The sequence below is a fragment of the Parazoarcus communis genome, assembly GCF_003111665.1.
GTDB classification, from domain to species: domain Bacteria; phylum Pseudomonadota; class Gammaproteobacteria; order Burkholderiales; family Rhodocyclaceae; genus Parazoarcus; species Parazoarcus communis_B.
In genome coordinates this window covers 243,345-264,913 of the sequence record NZ_CP022188.1, presented here as the reverse complement: position 1 = coordinate 264,913, position 21,569 = coordinate 243,345, and the positions used below count along the sequence as shown (strand labels likewise).

General features: G+C 61.2%; 22 protein-coding genes. 18 read left to right on the top strand and 4 right to left on the bottom strand.

The genetic code is table 11. The features are described 5' to 3' along the window. Positions 1-5 precede the first annotated feature (5 nt). From CEW87_RS01170 to draG, 7 genes are all read left to right on the top strand, one after another. Positions 6-296 (top strand): 4Fe-4S binding protein, encoded by a 291-nt coding sequence (locus CEW87_RS01170; RefSeq protein WP_108949299.1) that lies wholly within the window; start codon positions 6-8, stop codon positions 294-296. Further along, positions 284-757, top strand: a complete 474-nt coding sequence (locus CEW87_RS01165) for an arsenate reductase family protein (RefSeq protein WP_108971180.1) — start codon at positions 284-286, stop codon at positions 755-757. Before CEW87_RS01170 ends, CEW87_RS01165 begins: the two co-directional genes overlap by 13 nt. Beyond that, complete coding sequence (locus tag CEW87_RS01160) at positions 754-2,043, top strand: FprA family A-type flavoprotein (protein ID WP_108971179.1); 1,290 nt, start codon at positions 754-756, stop codon at positions 2,041-2,043. The genes CEW87_RS01165 and CEW87_RS01160 overlap by 4 nt, the downstream gene beginning before the upstream one ends. Positions 2,044-2,053: 10 nt before the next feature. After that, complete coding sequence (locus tag CEW87_RS01155; RefSeq protein WP_108949296.1) at positions 2,054-2,341, top strand: 2Fe-2S iron-sulfur cluster-binding protein; 288 nt, start codon at positions 2,054-2,056, stop codon at positions 2,339-2,341. Between the two features lie 54 nt (positions 2,342-2,395). Next, positions 2,396-2,758, top strand: coding sequence for a 2Fe-2S iron-sulfur cluster-binding protein (locus CEW87_RS01150; RefSeq protein ID WP_108971178.1), 363 nt, complete (start codon positions 2,396-2,398; stop codon positions 2,756-2,758). Positions 2,759-2,889: 131 nt separating this feature from the next. Then, positions 2,890-3,405: a nitrogen fixation protein NifQ gene (locus tag CEW87_RS01145; RefSeq protein ID WP_234421634.1), complete on the top strand. Its 516-nt coding sequence runs from the start codon at positions 2,890-2,892 to the stop codon at positions 3,403-3,405. 23 nt (positions 3,406-3,428) lie between these two features. Further along, the gene (draG, locus tag CEW87_RS01140) at positions 3,429-4,361 is read left to right on the top strand and encodes an ADP-ribosyl-[dinitrogen reductase] hydrolase (protein ID WP_234421633.1); all 933 of its coding nucleotides are present in this window, start codon (positions 3,429-3,431) and stop codon (positions 4,359-4,361) included. 42 nt (positions 4,362-4,403) lie between these two features. Here the strand turns inward: draG and CEW87_RS01135 are convergent, their stop codons facing one another. The 3 genes from CEW87_RS01135 to CEW87_RS01125 form a co-directional block, all read right to left on the bottom strand. After that, the gene (locus tag CEW87_RS01135; RefSeq protein ID WP_108971176.1) at positions 4,404-4,799 is read right to left on the bottom strand and encodes a bacteriohemerythrin; all 396 of its coding nucleotides are present in this window, start codon (positions 4,797-4,799) and stop codon (positions 4,404-4,406) included. Positions 4,800-4,801: 2 nt separating this feature from the next. Continuing rightward, positions 4,802-5,647 (bottom strand): SIR2 family protein, encoded by an 846-nt coding sequence (locus tag CEW87_RS01130; protein ID WP_108971175.1) that lies wholly within the window; start codon positions 5,645-5,647, stop codon positions 4,802-4,804. 191 nt (positions 5,648-5,838) lie between these two features. Beyond that, a complete protein-coding gene (locus CEW87_RS01125) occupies positions 5,839-6,741 on the bottom strand; it encodes an NAD(+)--dinitrogen-reductase ADP-D-ribosyltransferase (RefSeq protein ID WP_199917099.1) in 903 nt (300 codons plus the stop codon). 134 nt (positions 6,742-6,875) lie between these two features. Here CEW87_RS01125 and nifH point away from each other — a divergent pair, with 134 nt between their 5' ends. The 7 genes from nifH to CEW87_RS01090 all read left to right on the top strand — a co-directional run bounded on the left by nifH (position 6,876) and on the right by CEW87_RS01090 (position 12,783). Continuing rightward, positions 6,876-7,781, top strand: coding sequence for a nitrogenase iron protein (gene nifH / locus CEW87_RS01120; RefSeq protein ID WP_108971174.1), 906 nt, complete (start codon positions 6,876-6,878; stop codon positions 7,779-7,781). Between the two features lie 125 nt (positions 7,782-7,906). Then, a complete protein-coding gene (gene nifD, locus CEW87_RS01115; RefSeq protein ID WP_108971173.1) occupies positions 7,907-9,382 on the top strand; it encodes a nitrogenase molybdenum-iron protein alpha chain in 1,476 nt (491 codons plus the stop codon). A gap of 191 nt (positions 9,383-9,573) precedes the next feature. Further along, positions 9,574-11,142: a nitrogenase molybdenum-iron protein subunit beta gene (nifK, locus tag CEW87_RS01110; protein WP_108971172.1), complete on the top strand. Its 1,569-nt coding sequence runs from the start codon at positions 9,574-9,576 to the stop codon at positions 11,140-11,142. A gap of 133 nt (positions 11,143-11,275) precedes the next feature. Further along, positions 11,276-11,500, top strand: a complete 225-nt coding sequence (nifT, locus tag CEW87_RS01105; RefSeq protein WP_108971171.1) for a putative nitrogen fixation protein NifT — start codon at positions 11,276-11,278, stop codon at positions 11,498-11,500. Between the two features lie 29 nt (positions 11,501-11,529). Further along, the gene (locus CEW87_RS01100; RefSeq protein ID WP_108949287.1) at positions 11,530-11,733 is read left to right on the top strand and encodes a 4Fe-4S dicluster domain-containing protein; all 204 of its coding nucleotides are present in this window, start codon (positions 11,530-11,532) and stop codon (positions 11,731-11,733) included. 64 nt (positions 11,734-11,797) lie between these two features. Then, on the top strand, positions 11,798-12,520 hold the full coding sequence (locus tag CEW87_RS01095) for a dinitrogenase iron-molybdenum cofactor biosynthesis protein (protein WP_108971170.1): 723 nt from the start codon (positions 11,798-11,800) through the stop codon (positions 12,518-12,520). Continuing rightward, positions 12,517-12,783: a DUF6129 family protein gene (locus CEW87_RS01090; protein WP_108971169.1), complete on the top strand. Its 267-nt coding sequence runs from the start codon at positions 12,517-12,519 to the stop codon at positions 12,781-12,783. Before CEW87_RS01095 ends, CEW87_RS01090 begins: the two co-directional genes overlap by 4 nt. Positions 12,784-12,936: 153 nt before the next feature. Here the strand turns inward: CEW87_RS01090 and CEW87_RS01085 are convergent, their stop codons facing one another. Beyond that, a complete protein-coding gene (locus CEW87_RS01085; RefSeq protein WP_108971168.1) occupies positions 12,937-13,386 on the bottom strand; it encodes a MaoC family dehydratase in 450 nt (149 codons plus the stop codon). Between the two features lie 365 nt (positions 13,387-13,751). Here CEW87_RS01085 and CEW87_RS01080 point away from each other — a divergent pair, with 365 nt between their 5' ends. From CEW87_RS01080 to prsT, 4 genes are all read left to right on the top strand, one after another. Beyond that, positions 13,752-15,134 (top strand): TIGR03013 family XrtA/PEP-CTERM system glycosyltransferase, encoded by a 1,383-nt coding sequence (locus CEW87_RS01080; protein ID WP_108971167.1) that lies wholly within the window; start codon positions 13,752-13,754, stop codon positions 15,132-15,134. Between the two features lie 76 nt (positions 15,135-15,210). Further along, positions 15,211-17,295 carry an XrtA/PEP-CTERM system histidine kinase PrsK gene (prsK, locus tag CEW87_RS01075; protein WP_108971166.1) on the top strand — a complete coding sequence of 695 codons (2,085 nt, stop codon included), beginning with the start codon at positions 15,211-15,213 and terminating at the stop codon, positions 17,293-17,295. After that, the gene (prsR, locus tag CEW87_RS01070) at positions 17,288-18,646 is read left to right on the top strand and encodes a PEP-CTERM-box response regulator transcription factor (protein WP_108971165.1); all 1,359 of its coding nucleotides are present in this window, start codon (positions 17,288-17,290) and stop codon (positions 18,644-18,646) included. Before prsK ends, prsR begins: the two co-directional genes overlap by 8 nt. Before the next feature lie 2 nt (positions 18,647-18,648). Then, the gene (gene prsT / locus CEW87_RS01065) at positions 18,649-21,546 is read left to right on the top strand and encodes an XrtA/PEP-CTERM system TPR-repeat protein PrsT (RefSeq protein WP_234421632.1); all 2,898 of its coding nucleotides are present in this window, start codon (positions 18,649-18,651) and stop codon (positions 21,544-21,546) included. The last annotated feature ends 23 nt before the right edge of the window (positions 21,547-21,569 follow it).

Genomic DNA, 21,569 nt, shown 5'->3' with positions numbered 1-21,569 from the left:
CAGACATGTCACTTGAAATCGTCGATTCCTGTGTGGGCTGTTATGCCTGCGAGCCCTTGTGCCCGAACAAGGCCATCTCGGCGGTCATGCAGCCGGGCGAGCCGCTGTTCTTCATCAACCCTGACAAGTGCACCGAGTGCCTTGGCGATCACGATCTGCCGCAATGTGCGGAGATCTGCCCGATCGAGGGGGCGATCGTCGATGAGTATGGCGATGCGCTGAATCCGCTGGGTTCGCTGACCGGCATTCCGCTTCACCTGCTCGAGCAGATGAGGGAAGCGGAATGCCGACAGTAAGCTTCTGGTGGAAGCCCGGTTGCGCGACCAACACGCGTCAGATCGGGCTGCTGCGTGAGGCCGGCTGTGAGGTCGTCGTCCGTGATCTCCTGACGGAGCCATGGACGACGAGCGCATTATCGGCGTTCTTCGGCTCCCGGCCGGTGCGCGAGTGGTTCAATCCAGCCGCGCCCGCGGTCAAAGAGGGGACGGTCGTTCCCGCCGAGTTCAGCGCCGAGACCGCACTTTCGCGCCTCGTTGCCGAACCCCTGCTGATTCGCCGGCCACTGATCGAACTGGCTGGCGAGCGCTGCTGCGGATTCGATGCCGTGTGGCTTGTGCAGCGCGGGGTGCGGCTGCCCGACGGGGCCGTGCCGCAGGGCTGCAGCCATGCGGCCAGCGCCGCCGGGGTGGCTCAGTGCAAGCCCCCGCGTAACCCTGCGGTCTATTGTGCGCCGCCGTCCGGAGCGAGCTTTCCATGAGTCGCGCCGGTGCAGTTCGTCCTGGCGAGCCGGTTGCCATTGCCCCGGATGTGTTCTGGGTGGGCGCGCTCGACCCGGACCTGCGCCAGTTCGACATCATCCTGCGCACGGCCAATGGCACCAGCTACAACGCCTATGCCGTGCGGGGAAGCGAAGGTGTGGCCGTGATCGATACGGTCAAGGCCGAGTTTGCCGAGGACTTCTTCGCGCGGCTGTGGTCATGCTGTCGCCCGGACGAGATCCGCGCCATCGTGCTCAACCATCTCGAACCCGACCACACGGGCGCGCTGCCCGCGCTGCTCAAGGCCGCGCCCCAGGCCTCGCTCTACCTCTCCTATCCGGCCCTGAAGATGCTGAAGGGCCTGGTCAAGGAGAGTCTGGACGAGGCCCGCATCATTCCGGTCGACGAGGACACCCGCATCGACCTTGGCGGTCGCACCCTGCGCTTCCTGCATACGCCTTATCTGCACTGGCCGGATACCCAATGCACCTGGGTCGAGGAGGAAGGGCTGCTGTTCTCGGGTGACGTGTTCGGTTGTCACTTCTGCGATTCGCGCCTGTTCAACGACAGCGTCGGCGATTTCCGCTTTTCGTTCGACTATTACTACCAGCACATCATGCGGCCTTTCCGCGAGCATGTGCTGACCGCGCTCGACCTGATCGAGCCGCTGCCGCTTCGCCTTGTGGCGCCGGCACATGGCCCGATCCTGCGTGACGCGCCGACGAGCTACGTTCGACGCTACCGTCAGCTCGCTGCCCCCCTGCTGGCCAACGAGGCCGGCGGGCGCGAGAAGACGCTGCTGGTGTTCTACATCAGCGCCTACGGCAACACCGAGCGCATGGCTCAGGCGGTGCGCAATGGTGCCGAGGGCGTGGAGGGCGTCCGGGTTTCGATGTACGACCTTGCCGGCGGCGACCCCGGCCCTTTCGTAGATCTCATCGAGGAAGCCGATGGTCTGGTGTTCGGCTCGCCCACGATCAACGGCGATGCGGTCAAGCCAGTGTGGGATCTGCTCTCGTCGCTGACGCTGGTCAAGGTCAAGGGCAAGTTCGGCGGCGCGTTTGGCTCCTATGGCTGGAGCGGCGAAGCCGTCGGGCTGGTCGAGGACCGTCTGCGCGGCCTCAAGCTTCGTGTCCCGCGACCTGGCGTGAAGGTCAAGCTCATTCCCACCGACGAAGAACTCGAGAGCTGTGCGGCGCTTGGTCGCGAACTGGCCGAGCACCTGGTTGGCCGCGTCGCCCCCCGTCATATCGACTTTACCGCGCCCAACGCGCTTACCGCATAGGAGCCAGACCATGCCCAAGGCCCAGGTCACGTTTGAAGACATCGGCGTCACCGTCACCGTCCCCGCCGGAACCCGTCTGATCGAAGTGTCGGAAAAGATCGGTGCCGGCCTCACCTATGGCTGCCGCGAGGGCGAGTGTGGCACCTGCATGATGAAGATCGTCACCGGCTCCGAGCATCTGGCTACGCCTTCGGTGCTCGAAGACAAGGTGCTCAAGGAAAACTACGCAGGTGTCGCCAACCGGCTCGCATGCCAGGCGCAGGTGCTCGGCGGGCACGTCGTGGTGAGACCAGGCTGAATCCGACAACAACCGGCAGAGAGGCCGTTCAATCAACCGCAGTGGAGTTTCACCATGCCTAACATCACCTTTTCAAGCCCGATCCACAAAGACAAGACCGTCTATGCCGTGGCCGGATCGCACACCCAGACCATTCTGAAGATCGCCAAGGAAAATCACATTCCGATCGATTTTTCCTGTGAAGACGGCGAATGCGCGACCTGCATGGTCAAGATCACGCCGCTCGCCAACCATGGCACCCGGACCGATCCGATGGCCAGCCGCCTCACCGACAAGGAGCTCGTCGTGTTGCGCGAGCACAAGAAGATCAATGGCGAGGACATCGAGCGCATGCGTGTCGAGGATGTCTCGGTCACGCCGTGGCGCCTCGCATGCCAGATGATTCTGCGCGACGAGGATCTGCTGGTCGAGTATTGACCGGATTGGGCGCATCGGCCGGCACAGTCCGTCCGGTGCGCACGGCATCGAACCAGAAGGAGTCTTTCATTATGCTGGCACCCCTGAGCTCTCGGACTTCACCCGTCCGTAACGCGCTGCACGCGCACTTGATGGATCACGCAGCTGGCCATCCGAACGACGAGTTCGTTGCTCATCTGATTGCCGGGTGGACGGTCGGCGAGGGCGTGCTGCCTGCAGATTTCGGACTTGGCGAGGCGCGCTTCGCTGCGCTCGTCGAGCGGCATTTCCCGGGCCTGGTCTGGCGTCCGAACAAGGCGCTGGGGCCGACGCCCGTGCTTCACCCCGAGTTTGATGATCTGCTCCATTTCGTTGCGGACCATGCTGCCGATGTCGTGGCGGGTGCCAGTGACATGGCCGTGGCCATGGCAACCGCGTGCATGGGGAGTGACCATCTCTGGCAGGACCTCGGTCTGCCGTCACGCCGGGAGCTGTCGCAACTCATCGCGCTCAATTTCCCCGCGCTCGCCGAGGCCAATAATCGCGACATGAAGTGGAAGAAATTTCTCTACCGCGAGCTGTGCCAGCGTGAAGGCATCTACGTCTGCGCGTCACCGTCGTGCGAGGCGTGTGCCGACTATGCCAACTGCTTCGGGCCCGAGGTGTGACTGCGCAGGCTGCCGCGCGCCGCGTGACGACGAATGTGCAGGTTCCTGTTCATGACGAGGCGCGCAATGTTCTGCGCGACCGGGCGTGCGGCGCGATGCTGGGCCTTGCGATCGGTGATGCGCTCGGTGCGACCGTGGAGTTCATGACCCCACGCGAAATTGGCGCGCAGTACGGGGTGCATGACAGGATCTGCGGAGGCGGCTGGCTGCGTCTTGCGGCTGGCGATGTTACCGACGACACCACGATGACGCTTGCCCTGGCCAGCGCGTGGATCGAGACGCAAGGCATGCCCGATGCTGACGCCTGCGCCCGGGCGTTCGATGGCTGGATGCGCAGCAAGCCGGTCGATATCGGCAACACGGTGCGCCGAGGCATCGTGCGCTGGCGCCTGAGCGGCAGCACGGAGGCGCCGCTTTCCTCGGACGCCGGCAATGGGGCGACCATGCGTTGCCTGCCGGTTGCGCTGGCAACGCATGGTGCGGCGCCCGAACTCGTGTCCCGGGCGGCCCTGGTGCAGGCACGCGTCACCCACAACAATCCTCTGACTGATGCGGCAACGCTGAGCGTGATCCAGATGGTTCAGGCGGCGCTCGCAGGCTCGGGTACCGATGAGGTCGTTGCATGTGCAGACCGGCTGGTGTCGGCACATGCCGACTTCGACTACCGCGGCCGGCGTTGTGACAACCCCAGTGGCTACATCGTCGATACGATGCGGGCGGTATGCCAGGCGGTGGCCACCCAGGACGGTTTCAAGCCCGTGCTGGTCGATATCGTGAATCGTGGCGGCGATGCCGATACGACGGGTGCGATTGCCGGCACGGTGATGGGCGCGCTGTGTGGTGAGCGTGCTTTGCCGCCGGAATGGCTGCGCGCACTCAGGCCGAGCGTGCGCGAGGCCTGCGTGCGCGATGCGACTGCCCTCATCGAACTGTCGCCGGCGTATCACATCCGGTGATTTGAGGTCCGGCACGAAGCCGGACTTCTGGCGCATGCGGTTTCAGGCGGCAGCGTGTTGCTTGCGCAGATGGGCGGCGAGCGCTGCGTCCATTGTCGACAGATGCAGGTCGAACCATTCGGGCAGGCTCTCCCGAACGTAGGCTCTGGCGACCATGAGCCGGCCCCCCTTCACACTGCGGTTGAACGCGCGCAGTTCGGCAAGCACCCGTTGGTGCTCGCCAATGTGTTCTCCGGTAGCCGCAAAACGGCTGGACCGCATCAGCGCATCCTCGGCAGCGAAATGCTCGCGGCTGTGATCAAGCAGTTCGTTGAACAGTGCCGGAAAGCTGGCATCGTCTGCGCTTGCCAGCCGGGTAACGAGGCCGACGAAGGCACGATGTGTTGCATCCATCCCGGCATTGCCGAGCGCGTGTCTGGCCTCGTCCCATTCGCGCATTGTCACGCGGCCTCGGTCAGGGGCATGTCGGCCAGCTCGCGCCAGTCGGCATCGACCACTTCCAGACCCAGCCGGGCACAGAAACGCTTTTCCTTGTCGTTCGCACCGGGAATCAGCGCCCAGCCTGCGGGCTCGCCGGCGCTGTAGATGAAATCGGCCAGCAGCATGCGGATGGTGTCGCGGTTCAGGCGTGCTCCGAGCACCAGGTAGCGCAGCCCCTTGCGCCGTTCCTTCAGATAGGGCGGGATGGCAAAGCCGCCCATGAGCTCGGTGATGTAATCGACGAAGTCGGCGTCCGATGCAATCCAGTTCGGCTCAGGCCACGGCGTGCCACAGGGTTTGAACAGGATGGGGGCGGCTGGGTCGATGGCGCTTTCGTCCTGTGCTGCGGTGTAGGCTGTGCCATCGTAGCTGAAGAGTTTGTAGCGCAGCCCGCCGGCGATGCGGGCGATGCCAACGATCAGCGTATGCGGGCGGCTTGCCCACGCCTGCTGGAGGCCCGTGTCACGATTGAGGTCGATGATATAGGGCAGATTCAGCCCGTTGAGCCAATCGTGCAGGCCAGCGCGAGACCATCCGGTATCTGCATAAATGGTTTCGAGTGCGCGATTGACTGCATTGCGTCCACGCTTGAGCTCGATGTTCATTGCTGCACGTGGAAACTCGTACATCAGCCGCGGCGCCATGGGCTGGCCGTTGTTCAGCGCGAGAATCAGTTCGTCGCTGGTGGCCGGAATCTTGGCACCGGTTTTGCCGTGGGTGACATCGGCAAGGGCGTCGGCGCCGATGAATGGAACCACTCCACCGGCAGCGAGGCCGGTGCGGATCTGGTCGAAGACGGTCGTCATGGGGCTTCCTTGTGGTTGCAGGGCGCGTACTTCGCGATTTCCTGCTTCGATCAGCAAGATCGATGCCACCGGAGTCCAGAGGAGCCGCCCTCGCACTGCTGCGGTTCCGGGCGGCGATGGAGGCGCGGGCGCGCCCGATGCTGTCGTGCGCCCGACATGCCAATGTCCGACTTCCGACAAGGCTGCGGACTTCAGTATTCGATCGTGATCGCGGCGACACCGCCGATGACCAGGTATTCATTCTCGCCCTGCAGCAGTCCCGGCATGAGTCCGCTGAAGGCGAGGATCTTGGGCATGGGGGTGGCGCACGAAAAGACGCGATCGCCGAACTCGTCAGCGCGCTCGGCGCTGGCGGAGAAGGAGCTGAGGTTGTTCAGTTCGACCACGCGCCTGCCGTCATCGAGCGCATGCAACTCCCGCAGCGCCTTCGGGCCGGAATAGCCGCGGTAGAGCTGCAGGTGGGTACGCCCGTGAAAGCGCCGTGCAAGTTCGTACTGCGTCCATCCATAGAGCAGGTCCACCTGTGCTTCCAGGCCGGCGGTGGAATACAGACCGGCGGCGACCTCCTGATCGAAGCCGCTGCGCGCAGCGCTGTCCTCGGCGCCCAGCGCTCCGCGATGGTAGCGGGTGAGGAGGCCGAAGCGAGACTCCACCCAGGCCTTGAGGATCGCCCCCTCCCGGCTTTCCGAATCGAACAGCCAGCCTCTGAGCAGACGCAGGTAGTCCATCCTGCTGCGATCGAGGCGCACATTTTCCGACAGTCCAAGGGCGGGTGCATCGTCGAGCATGAAATGCGCGTTCATATAGGTTCGGAACACGCAGGCGCGTTCCGGTGCGGAATCGAGCATGTCGAGGCGGTCGAACAGGGGCTGGTGCAAGGGCAGGACGCCATCGAGGCTGAGCGCGCACGGGGCGAGCTGGAAGGCGAAGCTGCCAAGGGCCTCCGTCGGCAGGTTGCAGCGGTTCAGCGAACGTCTTGCCGCGGGCGGGACACTCAGGCGTGCAAGGCTTGCAGGAATTGCGACGTGAATGTTGTCGCCCCTACAAATTGTAGGGTCTTTGTCGGAAGGTGGGGGCGGGGTGCTACGCGACAATCTTGAAAAATCCTCAATAAAACAGTGTATTAAGCGTTCTTTATCAAGCTGGCACGCTGATTGCAAAAGAGTGCTCGTGGTTCAACGCAACACGATCGATTCACGAGTTCAGTTCCGACAAGGAGTAACGCACCATGGCAAAACTTCGTCAAGCCGCCATCTACGGTAAGGGTGGTATCGGCAAATCCACCACCACACAAAACCTCGTCGCCGCACTTGCCGAAGCCGGCAAGAAGGTGATGATCGTCGGCTGCGATCCCAAGGCCGACTCGACCCGCCTGATCCTGCACTCGAAGGCACAGAACTCGGTGATGGAACTCGCCGCTGAAGCCGGCAGCGTGGAAGACCTCGAACTCGAGGACGTTTTGTCCGTTGGTTTCGGCGACGTCAAGTGCGTCGAGTCCGGTGGTCCTGAGCCCGGCGTCGGTTGTGCCGGCCGTGGCGTGATCACCGCCATCAACTTCCTCGAAGAGGAAGGCGCATACGACGAAGATCTCGACTTCGTTTTCTACGACGTGCTGGGTGACGTGGTCTGCGGTGGCTTCGCCATGCCGATTCGCGAGAACAAGGCGCAGGAAATCTACATCGTCTGTTCCGGCGAAATGATGGCCATGTACGCCGCCAACAACATCGCCAAGGGCATCGTGAAGTATGCCAACTCGGGTGGTGTGCGCCTGGCTGGTCTGATCTGCAACAGCCGCAACACCGACCGTGAAGACGAACTGATCATGGCGCTGGCTGAGAAGCTCGGCACCCAGATGATCCACTTCGTACCCCGCGACAACGCCGTGCAGCACGCTGAAATCCGCCGCATGACCGTGATCGAGTACGACCCGACGCACAAGCAGGCAGATGAGTACCGTGCGCTGGCCCGCAAGATCGTCGATAACACCAAGTTCGTGATCCCGACCCCGATCACGATGGACGAGCTTGAAGAACTGCTGATGGAGTTCGGCATCATGGAAGTGGAAAACACCGCCATCATCGGCAAGACCGCCGCTGAACTGGCTGCTGACGCCGCTGCCGCTGCTGCTGCCTGACCGTTGTCCGGCAGGCGACTGCCTGCCTAACCGCTTGGCGGCGCGACGATGTCGTGTCGCCGGGTGTCGAGCAAACCTACCCACGCCGTGCACAGATTGGTGTCGTCGTGAACAGGAGAAGCAAGATGTCTACGCTCACCCGTGAAGAAACCGAGAGCCTGATCCAGGAAGTGCTCGAGGTCTATCCCGAGAAGGCCAAGAAGGATCGCGCAAAGCACCTCGCGATCAACGACCAGTCGGTCGAGCAGTCCAAGAAGTGCATTACCTCCAACCGCAAGTCGCTGCCCGGCGTGATGACCATCCGTGGCTGTGCCTATGCCGGTTCGCGTGGTGTGGTGTGGGGTCCGGTCAAGGACATGATCCACATCTCCCACGGCCCCGTCGGTTGCGGTCAGTACTCGCGCGCCGGTCGCCGTAACTATTACGTCGGCACCACGGGCGTGAATACCTTTGCCGAGATGAACTTCACCTCCGACTTCCAGGAGAAGGACATCGTTTTCGGCGGCGACAAGAAGCTCGCCAAGATCATGAACGAGATCGAAAGCCTGTTCCCGCTGCACAAGGGCATCACCGTGCAGTCGGAGTGCCCGATCGGCCTCATCGGTGACGACATCGAAGCCGTCTCCAAGAAGGCCGCGAAGGAAATCAACAAGGTCGTGGTGCCGGTGCGCTGCGAAGGCTTCCGCGGCGTGTCGCAATCGCTCGGTCACCACATCGCCAACGACGCGGTGCGTGACTGGGTGTTGTCGAACCGCGACGGTCAGCACTTCGAATCGACCCCGTACGACGTCACCATCATCGGCGATTACAACATCGGCGGCGACGCCTGGGCATCGCGCATCTTCCTCGAGGAGATGGGCCTGCGCGTGATCGCACAGTGGTCAGGTGACGGCACCATCGCTGAAATGGAGAACACCCCGAAGGCGAAGCTGAACCTGCTGCACTGCTACCGCTCGATGAACTACATCAGCCGTCACATGGAAGAGAAGTACGGGATTCCATGGATGGAGTACAACTTCTTTGGCCCGACCAAGATTGAAGAGTCGCTGCGTCGCATCGCCGCCTTCTTCGACGACTCGATCAAGGAAGGCGCCGAGCGCGTGATCGCCAAGTACAAGCCGATGATGGAAGCCGTCATCGCCAAGTACAAGCCGCGTCTGCAGGGCAAGCGCGTCATGCTCTACATCGGCGGTCTGCGTCCGCGTCACGTCATCGGCGCATACGAAGATCTGGGCATGGAAGTGGTCGGCACCGGCTACGAGTTCGGCCACAACGACGACTACGATCGCACGATTCAGGAAATGGGCAACGCCACGCTGCTGTACGACGACGTCACCGGCTTCGAGCTGGAAGAGTTCGTCAAGCGCATCAAGCCCGACCTGGTTGGCTCCGGCATCAAGGAAAAGTACATCTATCAGAAGATGGGCATTCCCTTCCGCCAGATGCACAGCTGGGACTACTCCGGCCCGTATCACGGCTTTGACGGCTTTGCCATCTTCGCCCGTGACATGGACATGACGCTGAACAACCCGTGCTGGGGCAAGCAAACCCCGCCGTGGAAGGCCGTCAAGCCCGCCGAAGAAGCGAAGGCCGCTGCGTAAAGCACGCGAGTCAGCCGGGTACGACGTCGCGATCCGCCTGTGATTCCTTTCTCCGCCCTGCGGGGAAAGGATGAATCGGGTCCCGATGCTTCTCCCGGTGCACACAGTGTTGATGCGCGGGCTCAGGCCTGCGCAACCCAAAACCTTGTGCCTGGCGTCCGCAGATTGGCGGCGCAGGCAAGGAGCCAGAAATGCAGACCGTTGACGATATCAAGCCCTGCTACCCCCTGTTCCGTGACGACGACTACAAGGCGTCGCTGAAGAACAAACAGGATCTGTTCGAAGAACGCCATCCGGCGGACAAGGTTGAGGAAGTGTTCCAGTGGACCACCACCCAGGAATACCAGGACCTCAACTTCAAGCGCGAAGCGCTGACCATCAACCCGGCCAAGGCCTGCCAGCCGCTCGGCGCCGTGCTGTGCTCGCTCGGCTTCCACAAGACCCTGCCCTACGTTCATGGATCGCAAGGTTGCGTGGCCTACTTCCGCACCTACTTTAACCGTCACTTCAAGGAGCCGATCTCCTGCGTGTCCGACTCGATGACGGAAGATGCCGCCGTGTTCGGCGGGCAGAAGAACATGTTCGACGGCCTGGAGAACGCCAAGGCACTGTACAAGCCCGACATGATTGCCGTGTCGACCACCTGCATGGCCGAGGTGATCGGTGACGACCTCAACGCCTTCATCAACAACACCAAGAAGGCCGGTCACATCGAGCAGGACTTCCCGGTGCCTTTCGCGCACACCCCGTCCTTCGTCGGCAGCCACACCACCGGCTGGGACAACATGTTCGAGGGCATTGCACGTTACTTCACGCTCAACAGCATGGAAGGCAAGGTTGCCGGCAGCAACGGCAAGCTCAACTTCGTTCCCGGCTTCGAGACCTACCTCGGCAACTATCGCGTGATCAAGCGCATGATGGGCGAGATGGGGGTCGATGCGACCCTGCTGTCCGACCCCACGGAAGTGCTCGATACCCCGTCCGATGGTGAGTTCCGCATGTACTCGGGCGGCACGACCATGGATGAGGTGAAGGACGCGCCGAACGCGCACAACACCATCCTGCTGCAGCCCTGGCAGCTCGAGAAGACGAAGAAGTTCGTCGAGAACACCTGGAACCACGACATTCCCAAGCTCAACATTCCGATGGGCATGGAATGGACCGACGAGTTCCTGATGAAGGTGTCCGAGATCACCGGCAAGGAGATCCCGGAGTCGCTGGCGCTCGAGCGTGGCCGCCTGATGGACATGATGCAGGACAGCCACACCTGGCTGCACGGCAAGAAGTTCGCGCTCTACGGCGATCCGGACTTCGTCATGGGCATGGTCAAGTTCCTGCTCGAGCTCGGTGCCGAGCCGACCCACATCGTGTGCAACAACGCCAACAAGCGTTGGGCCAAGGCGGTCGACAAGATGCTGGCCGAGTCGCCGGTGGGCGCCAACTGCAAGGTCCACGCCGGCGCTGACCTGTGGCATCTGCGCAGCCTGTGCTTCACCGACAAGCCCGATTTCCTGATCGGCAACTCGTACGGGAAGTACATCCAGCGCGATACGGTGCATAAGGGCAAGGAGTTCGAGGTGCCGCTGATCCGTCTCGGCTTCCCGATCTTCGATCGTCACCACCTGCACAGGATGACCACCCTGGGTTACGAGGGCGCGATGTACATCCTCACCACCCTGGTCAATGCAGTGCTGGAGCGGCTTGATGACGAGACCCGCGGCATGGGGACCACCGACTACAACTACGACCTGATCCGCTGATCGCGAGGTCGTCCGGCGCGGCGCAGGACGGGGGCGATCTCCCGTCCTGCCCGGCCGGATGTGGTTGTTGCCGGAGAGGGCTCAGGCCGATCCGGTGTCGGGTCTCGGGCCCGAGCCTACAAGGAGGTCCGTTGTGGCCAATATCATGATTCGCAAGAACGACGCAGGTGGTCTGGTGTTCTATCTGCCCAAGCGCGACCTAGAGGACAACATCTCCTCGATCGAATTCGACACCCCGGAAAAGTGGGGTGGAGAGCTCAAGCTTGCCAGCGGTGGCACCTATTACATCCAGCCACAGGAAGCACCGGCCCGACTGCCGGTTTCCGTGCGTGCAAAGCGAGTGGACGCGCCCGAATAAGGGCGTTTCCGCACAGAAAGGAGTTCATCATGGCACTCAAGATCGTTCAGGCTGAATGCACCTCGTGTGGTGACTGCAAGCCGGTTTGCCCGACCAAGTCGATTACCGACAAGGGCGGCATCTTCAAGATCAATCCGGATACCTGTACCGAGTGTGAGGGCGAGTTCGACGAGCCGCAGTGCGTCGCGGTCTGCCCCGGCACCGACACCTGTATCGTGCCGCTCGCGGCCTGATCCTGAATCCGGGGTGTGTCCTCACGGCACACCCCGTCTGTTTTTCCTGCCCGGGAGGTCAGTCATGAATGCCGCCAGTTCCACAGCCAGCCCTGTGACGCGTGAGGCAGCGCTGCGCATCGCGCTTGCCGCGCGTGCTTTACCCGACGTCAAGGTATCCGCGTTTGTGCGTTCCCTTGGTGACCGGCTCGGTACCCCAGTGACCGAAGCCAAGCTTGCCCGTATGACCGTGGCCGATATCAAGGCCATGCTGCAGGGGGACGAGATCGTCGACCCTGGCGTTGACGCAAGTGCGCTCAAGTCTGCCGTGCGCTACCTGTGGGGAGAGGGGATTGACGATGGCGCGCCCGTACCCGATGCCGATGCGCCTGCTGGCGAAGGCCTGTTACGGGTCGCGGTGGCTTCGAATTCAGGGGAGATGCTCGACGGGCACTTCGGCTCCTGCAGCCGCTTCCTGATCTATCTGGTGTCCGAGACCGGGATTTTCCTGTCCGAGGTTCGCTCAACGCGGGTGACCGATGATGCCGAAGACCGCAACGTCGCGCGCGCCGAACTGATCGGGGACTGTCATCTTGCGTACATGCAGTCGATCGGCGGCCCGGCGGCAGCGAAAGTCGTCCGTGCGGGGATTCATCCAGTGAAGTATCCGGTCGGTGGTGCTGCGCGCGAGGTGCTTGCGCAGTTGCAGGGGACGCTGCAGAGTCCGCCGCCATGGCTTGCCAAGCTGCTTGGCAGAGCGCCTTCCAGTTTGCAGCGCTACATGCCAGGCGCGGAGCTTGACGCATGATTACCGAAGCCATTCTGGCCAAGGCTGCCGCGCTCGTCGCCCATGAGGGGCTCGGTGATGCCTGTGTGAGCGTACTGCGCAAGGAGTGGCCCGGTCTGCGTTTCGTCGCCTGTTCCGAAGACGATATCCCGGCCCGTTTGTCTCCCGCATTTGAGGCGGATGGCTTCAATCTCTATCTCGTCGGCGGCGGTGAGCATTGTCTTGCGCTCTCGCAGGATGCAGATTCGGCCATCGGGATTGTCGTCGCCAGCGTCGAGGACTGACTCGCAAGCAAGCGCGCCGATTAGCGAGGGGTTCCGCCAAAGCGCGAATTAACAGTTCGCGCGAAATGGCAGTGTGTGCCGTGCAAGGCAACAAGCACCTTAATCACAACCGGTCATGCGTTCCGGTTGTGATTTCCGTTTACGCGTCGCTGATCAGCCGCGCGGCGGCAGAAAGATCTCGGCCTCGCCTGCCAGCACCTCGGTGCTCCCTACTGTGCACACCGTGCTGAAAACGGCGCGTCGCTTTTCCGGCTTGAGCGCGGTGAGCGTCACCCGTGCGACCACGGTATCGCCAACCTTGACGGGCGCCTTGAACTTCAGGGTCTGGGACAGATAGATGCAGCCCGGTCCCGGCAGACGCGTGCCGAAAACCGTCGAAATGAAGGCTGCAGACAGCATCCCGTGCGCAATCCGGCCGCCGAACATGGTGCTGGCCGCAAACTCTGCGTCAAGGTGCACCGGATTGGTATCGCCTGATACGCCTGCAAACATGAGGATATCTGCGTCGGTTACGGTTCGGGAGACGGCGGCGGTCATGCCCTCCTTGAGGTCCTCGTAGCTGTAACCATACATCTCCGAAAAGTCACGAACTTCGTTAGCCATTGATTTCTCCTGGAAGTGAGCGGAAAGGGGTCTGAATCGTCGTTCGGTGGCTCAAGCATATCCTATGTGCAGCCCGGCAGAGGGCGCCTGCAGCCTGACTGCTGCCATTTTTTGCTGCACAGCGGGAATGCAATACGCCTGTGCTAATATCCTGACGGCGAAAAATAACCAAGTATAAAAATCAATATAAAACAGTTGATTATGGCTTTTTCGCTGCTCGAGAAGGCGCCACAGCTGCGGTTCGTGACCGGTTTAACGGGCGTGTCTGGAGTGATCCGCTATCGTATCCACAGGGATACGCACGGTTGCATGTGATGTGCATCCTTGGCGCAAGAGCATTCAATGACTGGTTTGAAGGAAAAATCATGCTGAAGGTATTCAGCCACTATTTCCCGTCACATACGCTGCAACAGATCCTGCTTGATGCCCTGCTGCTGTTTGTTGCAGTCGTGCTCGCAGTGACCTTCCAGGCGCACGCAGAGACCGTCGAGTGGGAGGTCGTGATTCCTTCCGCCCTGAGTTTCGCATTTTTGATGGTTGCGTTGAATTCGGCAATGGGTTTGTATCGACCCGCGGCACAGTATTCGCATCGTGCCGCCATTGCGAGGGTCTTGCTGTCGGTGCTGGTCAGTCTCCCTGTCGCTTACGGCGTTTTTCGCTGGCTCCCGTGGTCGGGGTTCAACTCTGGCGCGATGCAGGCATCGGTTCTGCTCATGCTGGGGGTTGTGCTGTCGATGAGGGCCCTGGTCAATCGCCGTCAGGCCTCCTCGCTGTTCGCCCCGCGAGTCTTGATTCTCGGGACGGGTCCCGACGCCCTCGCAGTGCAGCGCGCGCTTGCCTGTCCCGCCCAGGGAGGCATGGAAATTGTCGGGTTCTATTCAGGCGGCGGTGACGATCCGGTCGAGGTTGATCCCCGGAAAGTGCTGTCAGGCTCAGGGCTGGTTGAAGTCGTGCGCAGGCTTCGAGTCAATGAGGTGATCGTTGCCGTGCGTGAGCGCAGGGGCGGTGTGCTGCCATTGCGTGAGCTTCTCGATTGCAAGCTCGATGGTGTGCGGGTGTTTGACCTGTCTTCCTTCTTCGAACGCGTGCAAGGGCAGGTGAGGGTGGATTCCCTGCGTGCCAGCTGGCTGATCTACGGTGACGGATTCAGGCAGAGTCTTGGGCGAGCCCTGATCAAGCGTTGCTTCGACCTTTTTGCCGCAACGGTGCTGCTGTTGCTGGCGGCGCCTATCATGCTGATCACGGCGTTGCTGATTCTGTTTGAAGATGGCGGCCCGATTTTCTATCGGCAGGAGCGTGTTGGTCTGGGGGGCAAGACCTTCAAGGTGACCAAATTCCGCAGCATGCGTACCGATGCAGAGAAGGACGGCAAGCCCAGATGGGCGGCGTCGAACGACGATCGCGCAACGCGCGTGGGAAGCGTTATTAGAAAGCTGCGCATTGACGAATTGCCGCAACTGCTGAACGTGCTGGTAGGGGAGATGAGTCTGGTTGGCCCGAGGCCCGAGCGGCCCTATTTCGTCGATCAGCTCGCCAGAGAGATTCCCTTCTATGGCGTTCGTCACTGCGTGAAGCCAGGGGTCACAGGCTGGGCTCAGGTGCGGTATCAGTACGGCTCATCGGTTGACGATGCAATCCAGAAGCTGCAGTACGATCTGTACTACGTCAAGAATCATACGCTGGTGCTCGATACGCTGGTTCTCTTCGAAACGGTTCGGGTCGTGCTGACCGGGGAAGGCGCACACTGAGGGTTCGCATGTCTTTCTGAGCGGCCCCCGCTTTGGCCCAAGGGGACTGTCGGGGTGGCTGCGCAGGGAGTGAGTATTGGCTGATTTCGCGGTGTGGGGCTATGGCCTGACGGCCCTCGTTTATTTCGTGTTTGGCGTGTACCTCTACGCAGCCTGGCGCGGAGCTCCCAAGGGGGGCTTCCTGCTCGTTGCGGTAGTGGTATCGTTTGTGTGGGCGCTCGTTTCGACTGCATTTGCAAGCAATCAGGCTGTCTGGCTGTTTCAGCTCGCGCTCGTTCTTGACGTCTTTCGTTCAGCTTGCTGGTTCGCGTTTCTGCTGATTCTGCTGAAACCACTCATTCCCACAAGCGTGCGATGGCCCGTCGGGGGCGCTTCACTGATTGTTGGTGCTCAGTTCCTCAGCGTACTTCTGTCTGGGTTCGAGCTGCTCCCTCCCGACGCGGGCTTGCGCTTCACGATCTCAGCTGCGCTTGCCGCTGCCGTGTTTGGATTGGTGCTCGTTGAACAGCTTTACCGAGGCATGCCCCGCGAGTCGCGCTGGGGGCTCAAGCCGCTTTGCCTTGGCCTCAGTGCCAGTTACATGTTCGAGCTCTACCTGTTTGCGGAAGGCTTCCTTTTCGGCCGGCTCGATCCCGATGTCTGGGCCGTGCGTGGCGTGGCTCACGCCCTGGTGGTGCCCTTGATCGCGCTGTCGGGCGCGAGGACGTCCTCGTGGTCGCTGAGAATGGCGATGTCGAGAGAGGCCGTGTTCCATTCGACCGCGTTGGCTGTCGCCGGACTGTACTTGCTGGCAGTCGCAGGCGCGGGGTACTACGTCCGTTACTTCGGTGGCGACTGGGGACGTGCGCTTCAGGCTGCCCTGTTGTTTGCCGCACTGCTGTTGCTGGCCATTTTCTTCTTCTCGGGCGCCCAGCGTGCACGAATGCGGGTGCTGATCAACAAGCACCTGTTTCCTTATCGTTATGACTATCGCAATGAGTGGCTCAGGTTTACCCAGGCTCTGTCGTCGGCCGATGGGAAGCTCGATCTCGGTGAGTCAGTGATCAAGGCCTTGTCGGATCTGGTGGAGAGTCCAGGGGGAAGTCTGTGGCTGAGGGGGGCGGATGGGCGGATTTCGGTCCACTCCAGGTTGAATCAGCCTCAGGTGGATGTTTCCGAACCGCCAGAATCTCCATTCCTGCGGTTCCTTGATGAGCGCGAGTGGGTGATCAATCTTGAAGAGTATCGCTCCAGTCCGGCCGTGTACAAGGGGCTTGTGCTGCCGGAGTGGCTTGCGCTGTTTCCTGACGCCTGGTTGCTGATTCCGCTTAAGAGTGGCGGGAATCTGGCGGGATTCCTCGTTCTGAGCGCACCCCGAGCGCGTTTCGATGTCGATTGGGAGGTGCTGGACCTGCTCAAGACCGCACAGCGTCAGGCCGCGAGTTATCTGGCGCGGATGCAGTCAGCGGAGGCTTTGCTCGAAGCGCGGAAGTTCGAGTCGTTCAATCGCATGTCGGCCTTCGTGGTTCACGACCTGAAGAACCTCGTTGCCCAGCTCTCGTTGATGCTGAAGAACGCTGAGCGCCACCGTCACAATCCCGAGTTTCAGGATGACATGCTGGAGACTGTGGCGCATGTTGAAGCGCGCATGCGAGGGCTGATGGCGCAATTGCAGGAGAAGCGCTCAATCGACCCGACGCGAACCGTTAACGTCACTTCAACGCTGGAGGCGATTTGTCGGCGGCGGCGGGCACAGTTGCCCCACGTCGAACTCTTGCTCCCACCGGGTGGCGATTGGTCGGTTGGCGCGCACCCCGAGCGACTTGAGAGAGTGATTGGGCATATCGTGCAAAATGCACTTGAGGCGACTCCGGAGGATGGTAAGGTAATAGTCCGTTTGGATGAGGGTGATGACGATAGAATCAGGATCGTCGTGCAGGATTCCGGGCGCGGCATGTCGGAGGCTTTTCTTCGTGACCGCCTTGCCCGGCCTTTCGAAACCACCAAGACGAGCGGTATGGGTATCGGTGTGTATGAGACCCGGCAGTACATCAGGGAGTTGGGTGGGGACGTCCATTTCGAAAGCGAGGAGGGGGTCGGCACCTGCGTCACCATAGTCTTGCCGCGGATGATCCGGGGCAGTTCCACTGAAGATCAGGGAGTGGTCAGTCAGCATGGCTGAGAAGCAGCGAACCTTACTGATCGTTGAAGACGACCCGGCCCTGCAGAAGCAGATGCGCTGGGCGTTCGACGGTTTCGAGACGGTTGTGGCCAACGATCGGGAGAGCGCGATTGCGCAATTGCGTCGCCATGAACCCGCCGTTGTGACCATGGACCTTGGTCTGCCTCCCGCTCCCGATGATGTGTCCGAAGGTTTTGCGCTCCTTGCCGAAATGCTGGCGCTGGCGCCCGACACCAAGGTCATTGTGCTCACAGGGCAGCACGACCGTGAAAACGCGGTGCGTGCGGTGGGCATGGGGGCGTACGATTTCTTCGGCAAGCCCTTCGAGCCCGAGTTGCTCGCGTTGACCATTGAGCGTGCGTTTCGGCTTCATGACCTTCAGGCAGAGAATTTCCGACTTCGCGAGAGTCAGACGGGGCCGCTCTCCGGGCTGCTGACGCGCGATCCAGGGATGCTGAAGGTCTGCAGGATGATCGAGAAGGTTGCCTCTGCTGCTGTAACAGTGGCGCTGCTCGGAGAAAGCGGTACCGGCAAGGAAGTGCTTGCCCGCGGCCTGCATACGATGTCGCCTCGCGCCAAGGAGCGTTTTGTAGCGATCAACTGCGCTGCGATTCCAGAGAACCTGCTCGAAAGCGAACTCTTTGGCTACGAGAAAGGAGCCTTTACCGGCGCGGCTAAGCAGACGCCGGGGAAGATTGAAACCGCTCATAAAGGCACGCTCTTTCTTGACGAAATTGGCGATTTGCCAATGCCACTGCAGGCGAAACTCCTGCGGTTTTTGCAGGAACGGGTCATCGAACGCATCGGTGGGCGCCAGGAGATCCCGGTCGATGTGCGTGTCGTCTGTGCGACCCATCGCGACCTGAAGGCTCAGATCGAGGCCGGGCTGTTTCGCGAGGACCTCTATTACCGACTTGCCGAGATCGTGGTGGATATCCCGCCGCTGCGTGAGCGCGAAGGGGATGCGATTCTGCTTGCGCATGCTTTCGTTCAGCGCTTCGCCTCCGAGAACGGCCGTGGAAGCATGCATCTGGCAGAGGATGCGATTCCCGCTCTTGAGGCTCATGCATGGCCTGGCAATGTGCGGGAGCTTGAGAATTGCCTGAAACGCGCGGTGATCATGGCTGACGGCAACCGGATCACGGCAGAGGACCTTGGTCTGGAGAGTGCAGATGAGGATCTTGAGATGCTCAACCTCAGGCAGGTCAGGGACGAGGCAGAGCGCCGGGCGGTCGTGCGCGTCATCGCCCGAACCAACGGCAACATCGCAAAAGCTGCTGAAGTGCTCGGCGTCAGCCGCCCCTCGCTTTACGATCTCATGAATCGTTTCGGATTGAAGAAGGAGAATTGATCTTGTCGAAGACGCGTATTAACCGGAGTCATTCCAAGTGGCCTAAACATGCCCGCCGTGCCGTCACCATGCTCGTTTCTGCCGTGTTGCTGGCGGGGTGTGCCGATAGTCCAGAGGCGATGCTTGAGTCGGCAAAGAGCTATATGGCGAAGGATGACTTGAATGCTGCAGTCATTCAGCTCAAGAACGCGCTGCAGGAAGACGGAAGTCTGGCCGAGGGGCGCTACCTACTGGGTAAGATCAATCTTGAACAAGGGGACATGCTGGGCGCAGTGAAAGAGTTTGAGCGTGCGCTGCAGTACGGTTATCCGGCCGATACGGTTACGCCTTTGCTCGCTCGCGCGCTGTTGAGCTCTGCCGAGGTTGATCGAGTACTAAAAGACTTCGGCTCTACGACGTTGACGGACACGAATGCGCAGGCCCAATTGCTTGGCGTTCTGGGGGAGGCACACCTGGTAAAAGCCGATGTGCCGAAGGCTCGCAAGGCGTTTGAGAGCGCGCTTGAGTTGAATTCCGAAGACGATCTTGCCCGCGTCGGTCTTGGGCGTGCCAAGCTCTTCTCCGGCGATGCGCCCGGCGCACTCGCTGAGGCTGAGTCGGTGATTGCACGCAGGGCGGACCTGGCTGAGGCACACGTTTTGCTCGCCGACGTAATGATGGCGCAAGGCAATGAGGCGGCGGCAGTAACCGCGCTCAAGGCGGCAGTCAAGGCGGAACCGGATTCGGTCAGCCAGAATTTCGCCTTGGTGTCGCTCATGCTCAGGCAGAACGATTTCGAAGGGGCGGCAACGCAGCTGGAGGCGATGAAGAAGATTGCCCCCAAGCATCCTTCTACGAGATACGTGCAGGCGTTTCTCGACTTTCGCAACGGTCGCCTGCCTGAGGCGCGTGATGAAATTCTGGAAGTCGTGAAGAACGCACCGGAGTTCCTGCCGGCAAGGTTGTTGGCAGGTTCGGTGCTGGTTCGCATGAACGAACATACACAGGCAAGACCGCATCTATCCATGGTAGTTGCCCGAGCGCCAAGGCAAGCTCTCGCTCGCAGGTTGCTTGCAGCATCCCACCTTGCAACGGGCGAAGCATCTCGTGCGCTCGAGATCATTCAACCCCTGCTGGCCTCGCCGAGTCTGGATGCTGCTCTGGCTGGTCTTGTCGGACAGATCTATCTTGCCAACGGGGACTACGAGAAGGCTGAGGTGTTCCTTGCTAAATCGGCACAGGGGTCCCCTGACGACGCTCGCGCACGGGCCCGGCTTGGGGTTGCCCGCTTGGCTGGTGGCGACGTGGCACGCGCATACGCCGACCTTGAGGCTGCTTCTGCGCTTGATGAGAGCTCCGGGCAGGCAGACCTTGCGTTGATTCTTGCGCATATGCGCAGCGGTGAATTTGACCGAGCGCTTGATGCCCAGAAGGTACTGGAGCAAAAACAGCCGAATAGTGCACAGACATATAATTTGAAGGGCGGAATCCTTCTTGCGAAACGCGACGTTGCCGGTGCGCGTCTCGCCTTCGACAAAGCACTTGAGCTTCAACCCGGTTTTCTCGCGGCTGCCATCAATCTGGCGCGCCTGGATCTTGCGGACAAGAAGCCTGACGTCGCGAAGGGGCGCTTCGAGCGCATTATCAAGGCCACTCCGGAGAACGTTGAGGCGCTGTTAGCTTATGCGGACATTCAGAGTGCAACCGGATCCGACCCGAAAGAGGTTCTGACCAGCCTCGAGCGCGCAGCGGCCGCCGGCCCCGGGCTGTTGCCGCCTCAACTTGCCCTGATTCAGCACTTCCTGAGGGCGCGTGAGCCGGCAAAAGCCATGACGGTCGCCCAGCAGGCATCGACTGCGCACGCTTCCGACCCGCGTGCGATCGAGGCGCTCGCGCGTGCTCAGATGGCAGCGGGAGAGGTGCAGCAAGCCATTGCCACGTTGAACAAACTGAGCAGCTTCGCCCCGCAGTCTCCCGGGCCTTTGGTTCTGCTGTCGGATGCACAGCGACAGAGCAAGGATTACGGTGCGGCGGAGCAGAGTCTGCGCAAGGCCCTCGCACTGAAACCCGACTTGCTTGAGGCTCAGCAACGACTGTTTGCCATTCAGATGTCTCGTGGTGACCGGGATGCAGCCTTGCAAACGGCGAAGACGGTTCAGAAGCAGCAGTCGACTGTTGCGGTCGGATATGCGCTTGAGGGTGATGTGCTTGGCAGCAACGGGAAATGGGCAGAGGCTGCCGCTGCCTACCGCAAGGCCCTGGATCGCGGCAAGAGTGGTGAGTTGGTGAACAAGCTTCATTCTGCGCTGACGCGAAGCTCCCGCAAGGCCGAAGCAGACAAGGTGATGAGCGAGTGGCTGAGTGCCGAGCCAAACGATCTCGTTGCGCGTGGGTATATGGCTGAACGTGCGCTCGGCGAGAAACGTTATGGTGATGCCTTGAAGTTGTTCCGCACGATGAACGAACTTTCTCCCGGCAATGCCCTGGTTCTGAACAATCTTGCATGGACCGCAGCAGCCGCAAAGGATGGGCAGGCAATGGCTTATGCCGAGCAGGCGCTGGCGGCTGCACCGGACAATCCGGTGGTGCTCGATACGATCGGGATGATCCAGGTTGACGCTGGGCAGACCGAGAAGGGGGTGGCCAACCTTGAGCGTGCCGTATCCCTTGCGCCGGACATCGCAACGCTGCGGTTGAATCTGGCAAAAACCTACGCCAGGCTTGACCGCAAGGCTGATGCGAAAAAAATGCTGCAGGCTTTGATGCCCAAGCTGGAAGCTGGCTCGCCTATCCAGGCAGAGGCGGCGGAGTTGCTTAACAGGGTGTTGAAAATCTCGGGTTCACCTTCGGTTTCCAGTCCCCTGGGAAAAATCGACTTTGAAAATCGCCCGCTTCCCCGTGATCATGCCGATTCAAGCTGACTTTTCCGTCGATTGTGCTACCG

Excerpts from the sequence above, each read along its gene's own strand:
- CEW87_RS01170 (WP_108949299.1), top strand. The coding sequence starts at position 6 with ATGTCACTTGAAATCGTCGATTCCTGTGTGGGCTGTTATGCCTGCGAG.
- CEW87_RS01165 (WP_108971180.1), top strand. The coding sequence starts at position 284 with ATGCCGACAGTAAGCTTCTGGTGGAAGCCCGGTTGCGCGACCAACACG.
- CEW87_RS01160 (WP_108971179.1), top strand. The coding sequence starts at position 754 with ATGAGTCGCGCCGGTGCAGTTCGTCCTGGCGAGCCGGTTGCCATTGCC.
- CEW87_RS01155 (WP_108949296.1), top strand. The coding sequence starts at position 2,054 with ATGCCCAAGGCCCAGGTCACGTTTGAAGACATCGGCGTCACCGTCACC.
- CEW87_RS01150 (WP_108971178.1), top strand. The coding sequence starts at position 2,396 with ATGCCTAACATCACCTTTTCAAGCCCGATCCACAAAGACAAGACCGTC.
- CEW87_RS01145 (WP_234421634.1), top strand. The coding sequence starts at position 2,890 with ATGGATCACGCAGCTGGCCATCCGAACGACGAGTTCGTTGCTCATCTG.
- CEW87_RS01135 (WP_108971176.1), bottom strand. The coding sequence starts at position 4,799 with ATGCGCGAATGGGACGAGGCCAGACACGCGCTCGGCAATGCCGGGATG.
- CEW87_RS01130 (WP_108971175.1), bottom strand. The coding sequence starts at position 5,647 with ATGACGACCGTCTTCGACCAGATCCGCACCGGCCTCGCTGCCGGTGGA.
- nifH (WP_108971174.1), top strand. The coding sequence starts at position 6,876 with ATGGCAAAACTTCGTCAAGCCGCCATCTACGGTAAGGGTGGTATCGGC.
- nifD (WP_108971173.1), top strand. The coding sequence starts at position 7,907 with ATGTCTACGCTCACCCGTGAAGAAACCGAGAGCCTGATCCAGGAAGTG.
- nifK (WP_108971172.1), top strand. The coding sequence starts at position 9,574 with ATGCAGACCGTTGACGATATCAAGCCCTGCTACCCCCTGTTCCGTGAC.
- CEW87_RS01100 (WP_108949287.1), top strand. The coding sequence starts at position 11,530 with ATGGCACTCAAGATCGTTCAGGCTGAATGCACCTCGTGTGGTGACTGC.
- CEW87_RS01095 (WP_108971170.1), top strand. The coding sequence starts at position 11,798 with ATGAATGCCGCCAGTTCCACAGCCAGCCCTGTGACGCGTGAGGCAGCG.
- CEW87_RS01090 (WP_108971169.1), top strand. The coding sequence starts at position 12,517 with ATGATTACCGAAGCCATTCTGGCCAAGGCTGCCGCGCTCGTCGCCCAT.
- CEW87_RS01085 (WP_108971168.1), bottom strand. The coding sequence starts at position 13,386 with ATGGCTAACGAAGTTCGTGACTTTTCGGAGATGTATGGTTACAGCTAC.
- CEW87_RS01080 (WP_108971167.1), top strand. The coding sequence starts at position 13,752 with ATGCTGAAGGTATTCAGCCACTATTTCCCGTCACATACGCTGCAACAG.
- prsR (WP_108971165.1), top strand. The coding sequence starts at position 17,288 with ATGGCTGAGAAGCAGCGAACCTTACTGATCGTTGAAGACGACCCGGCC.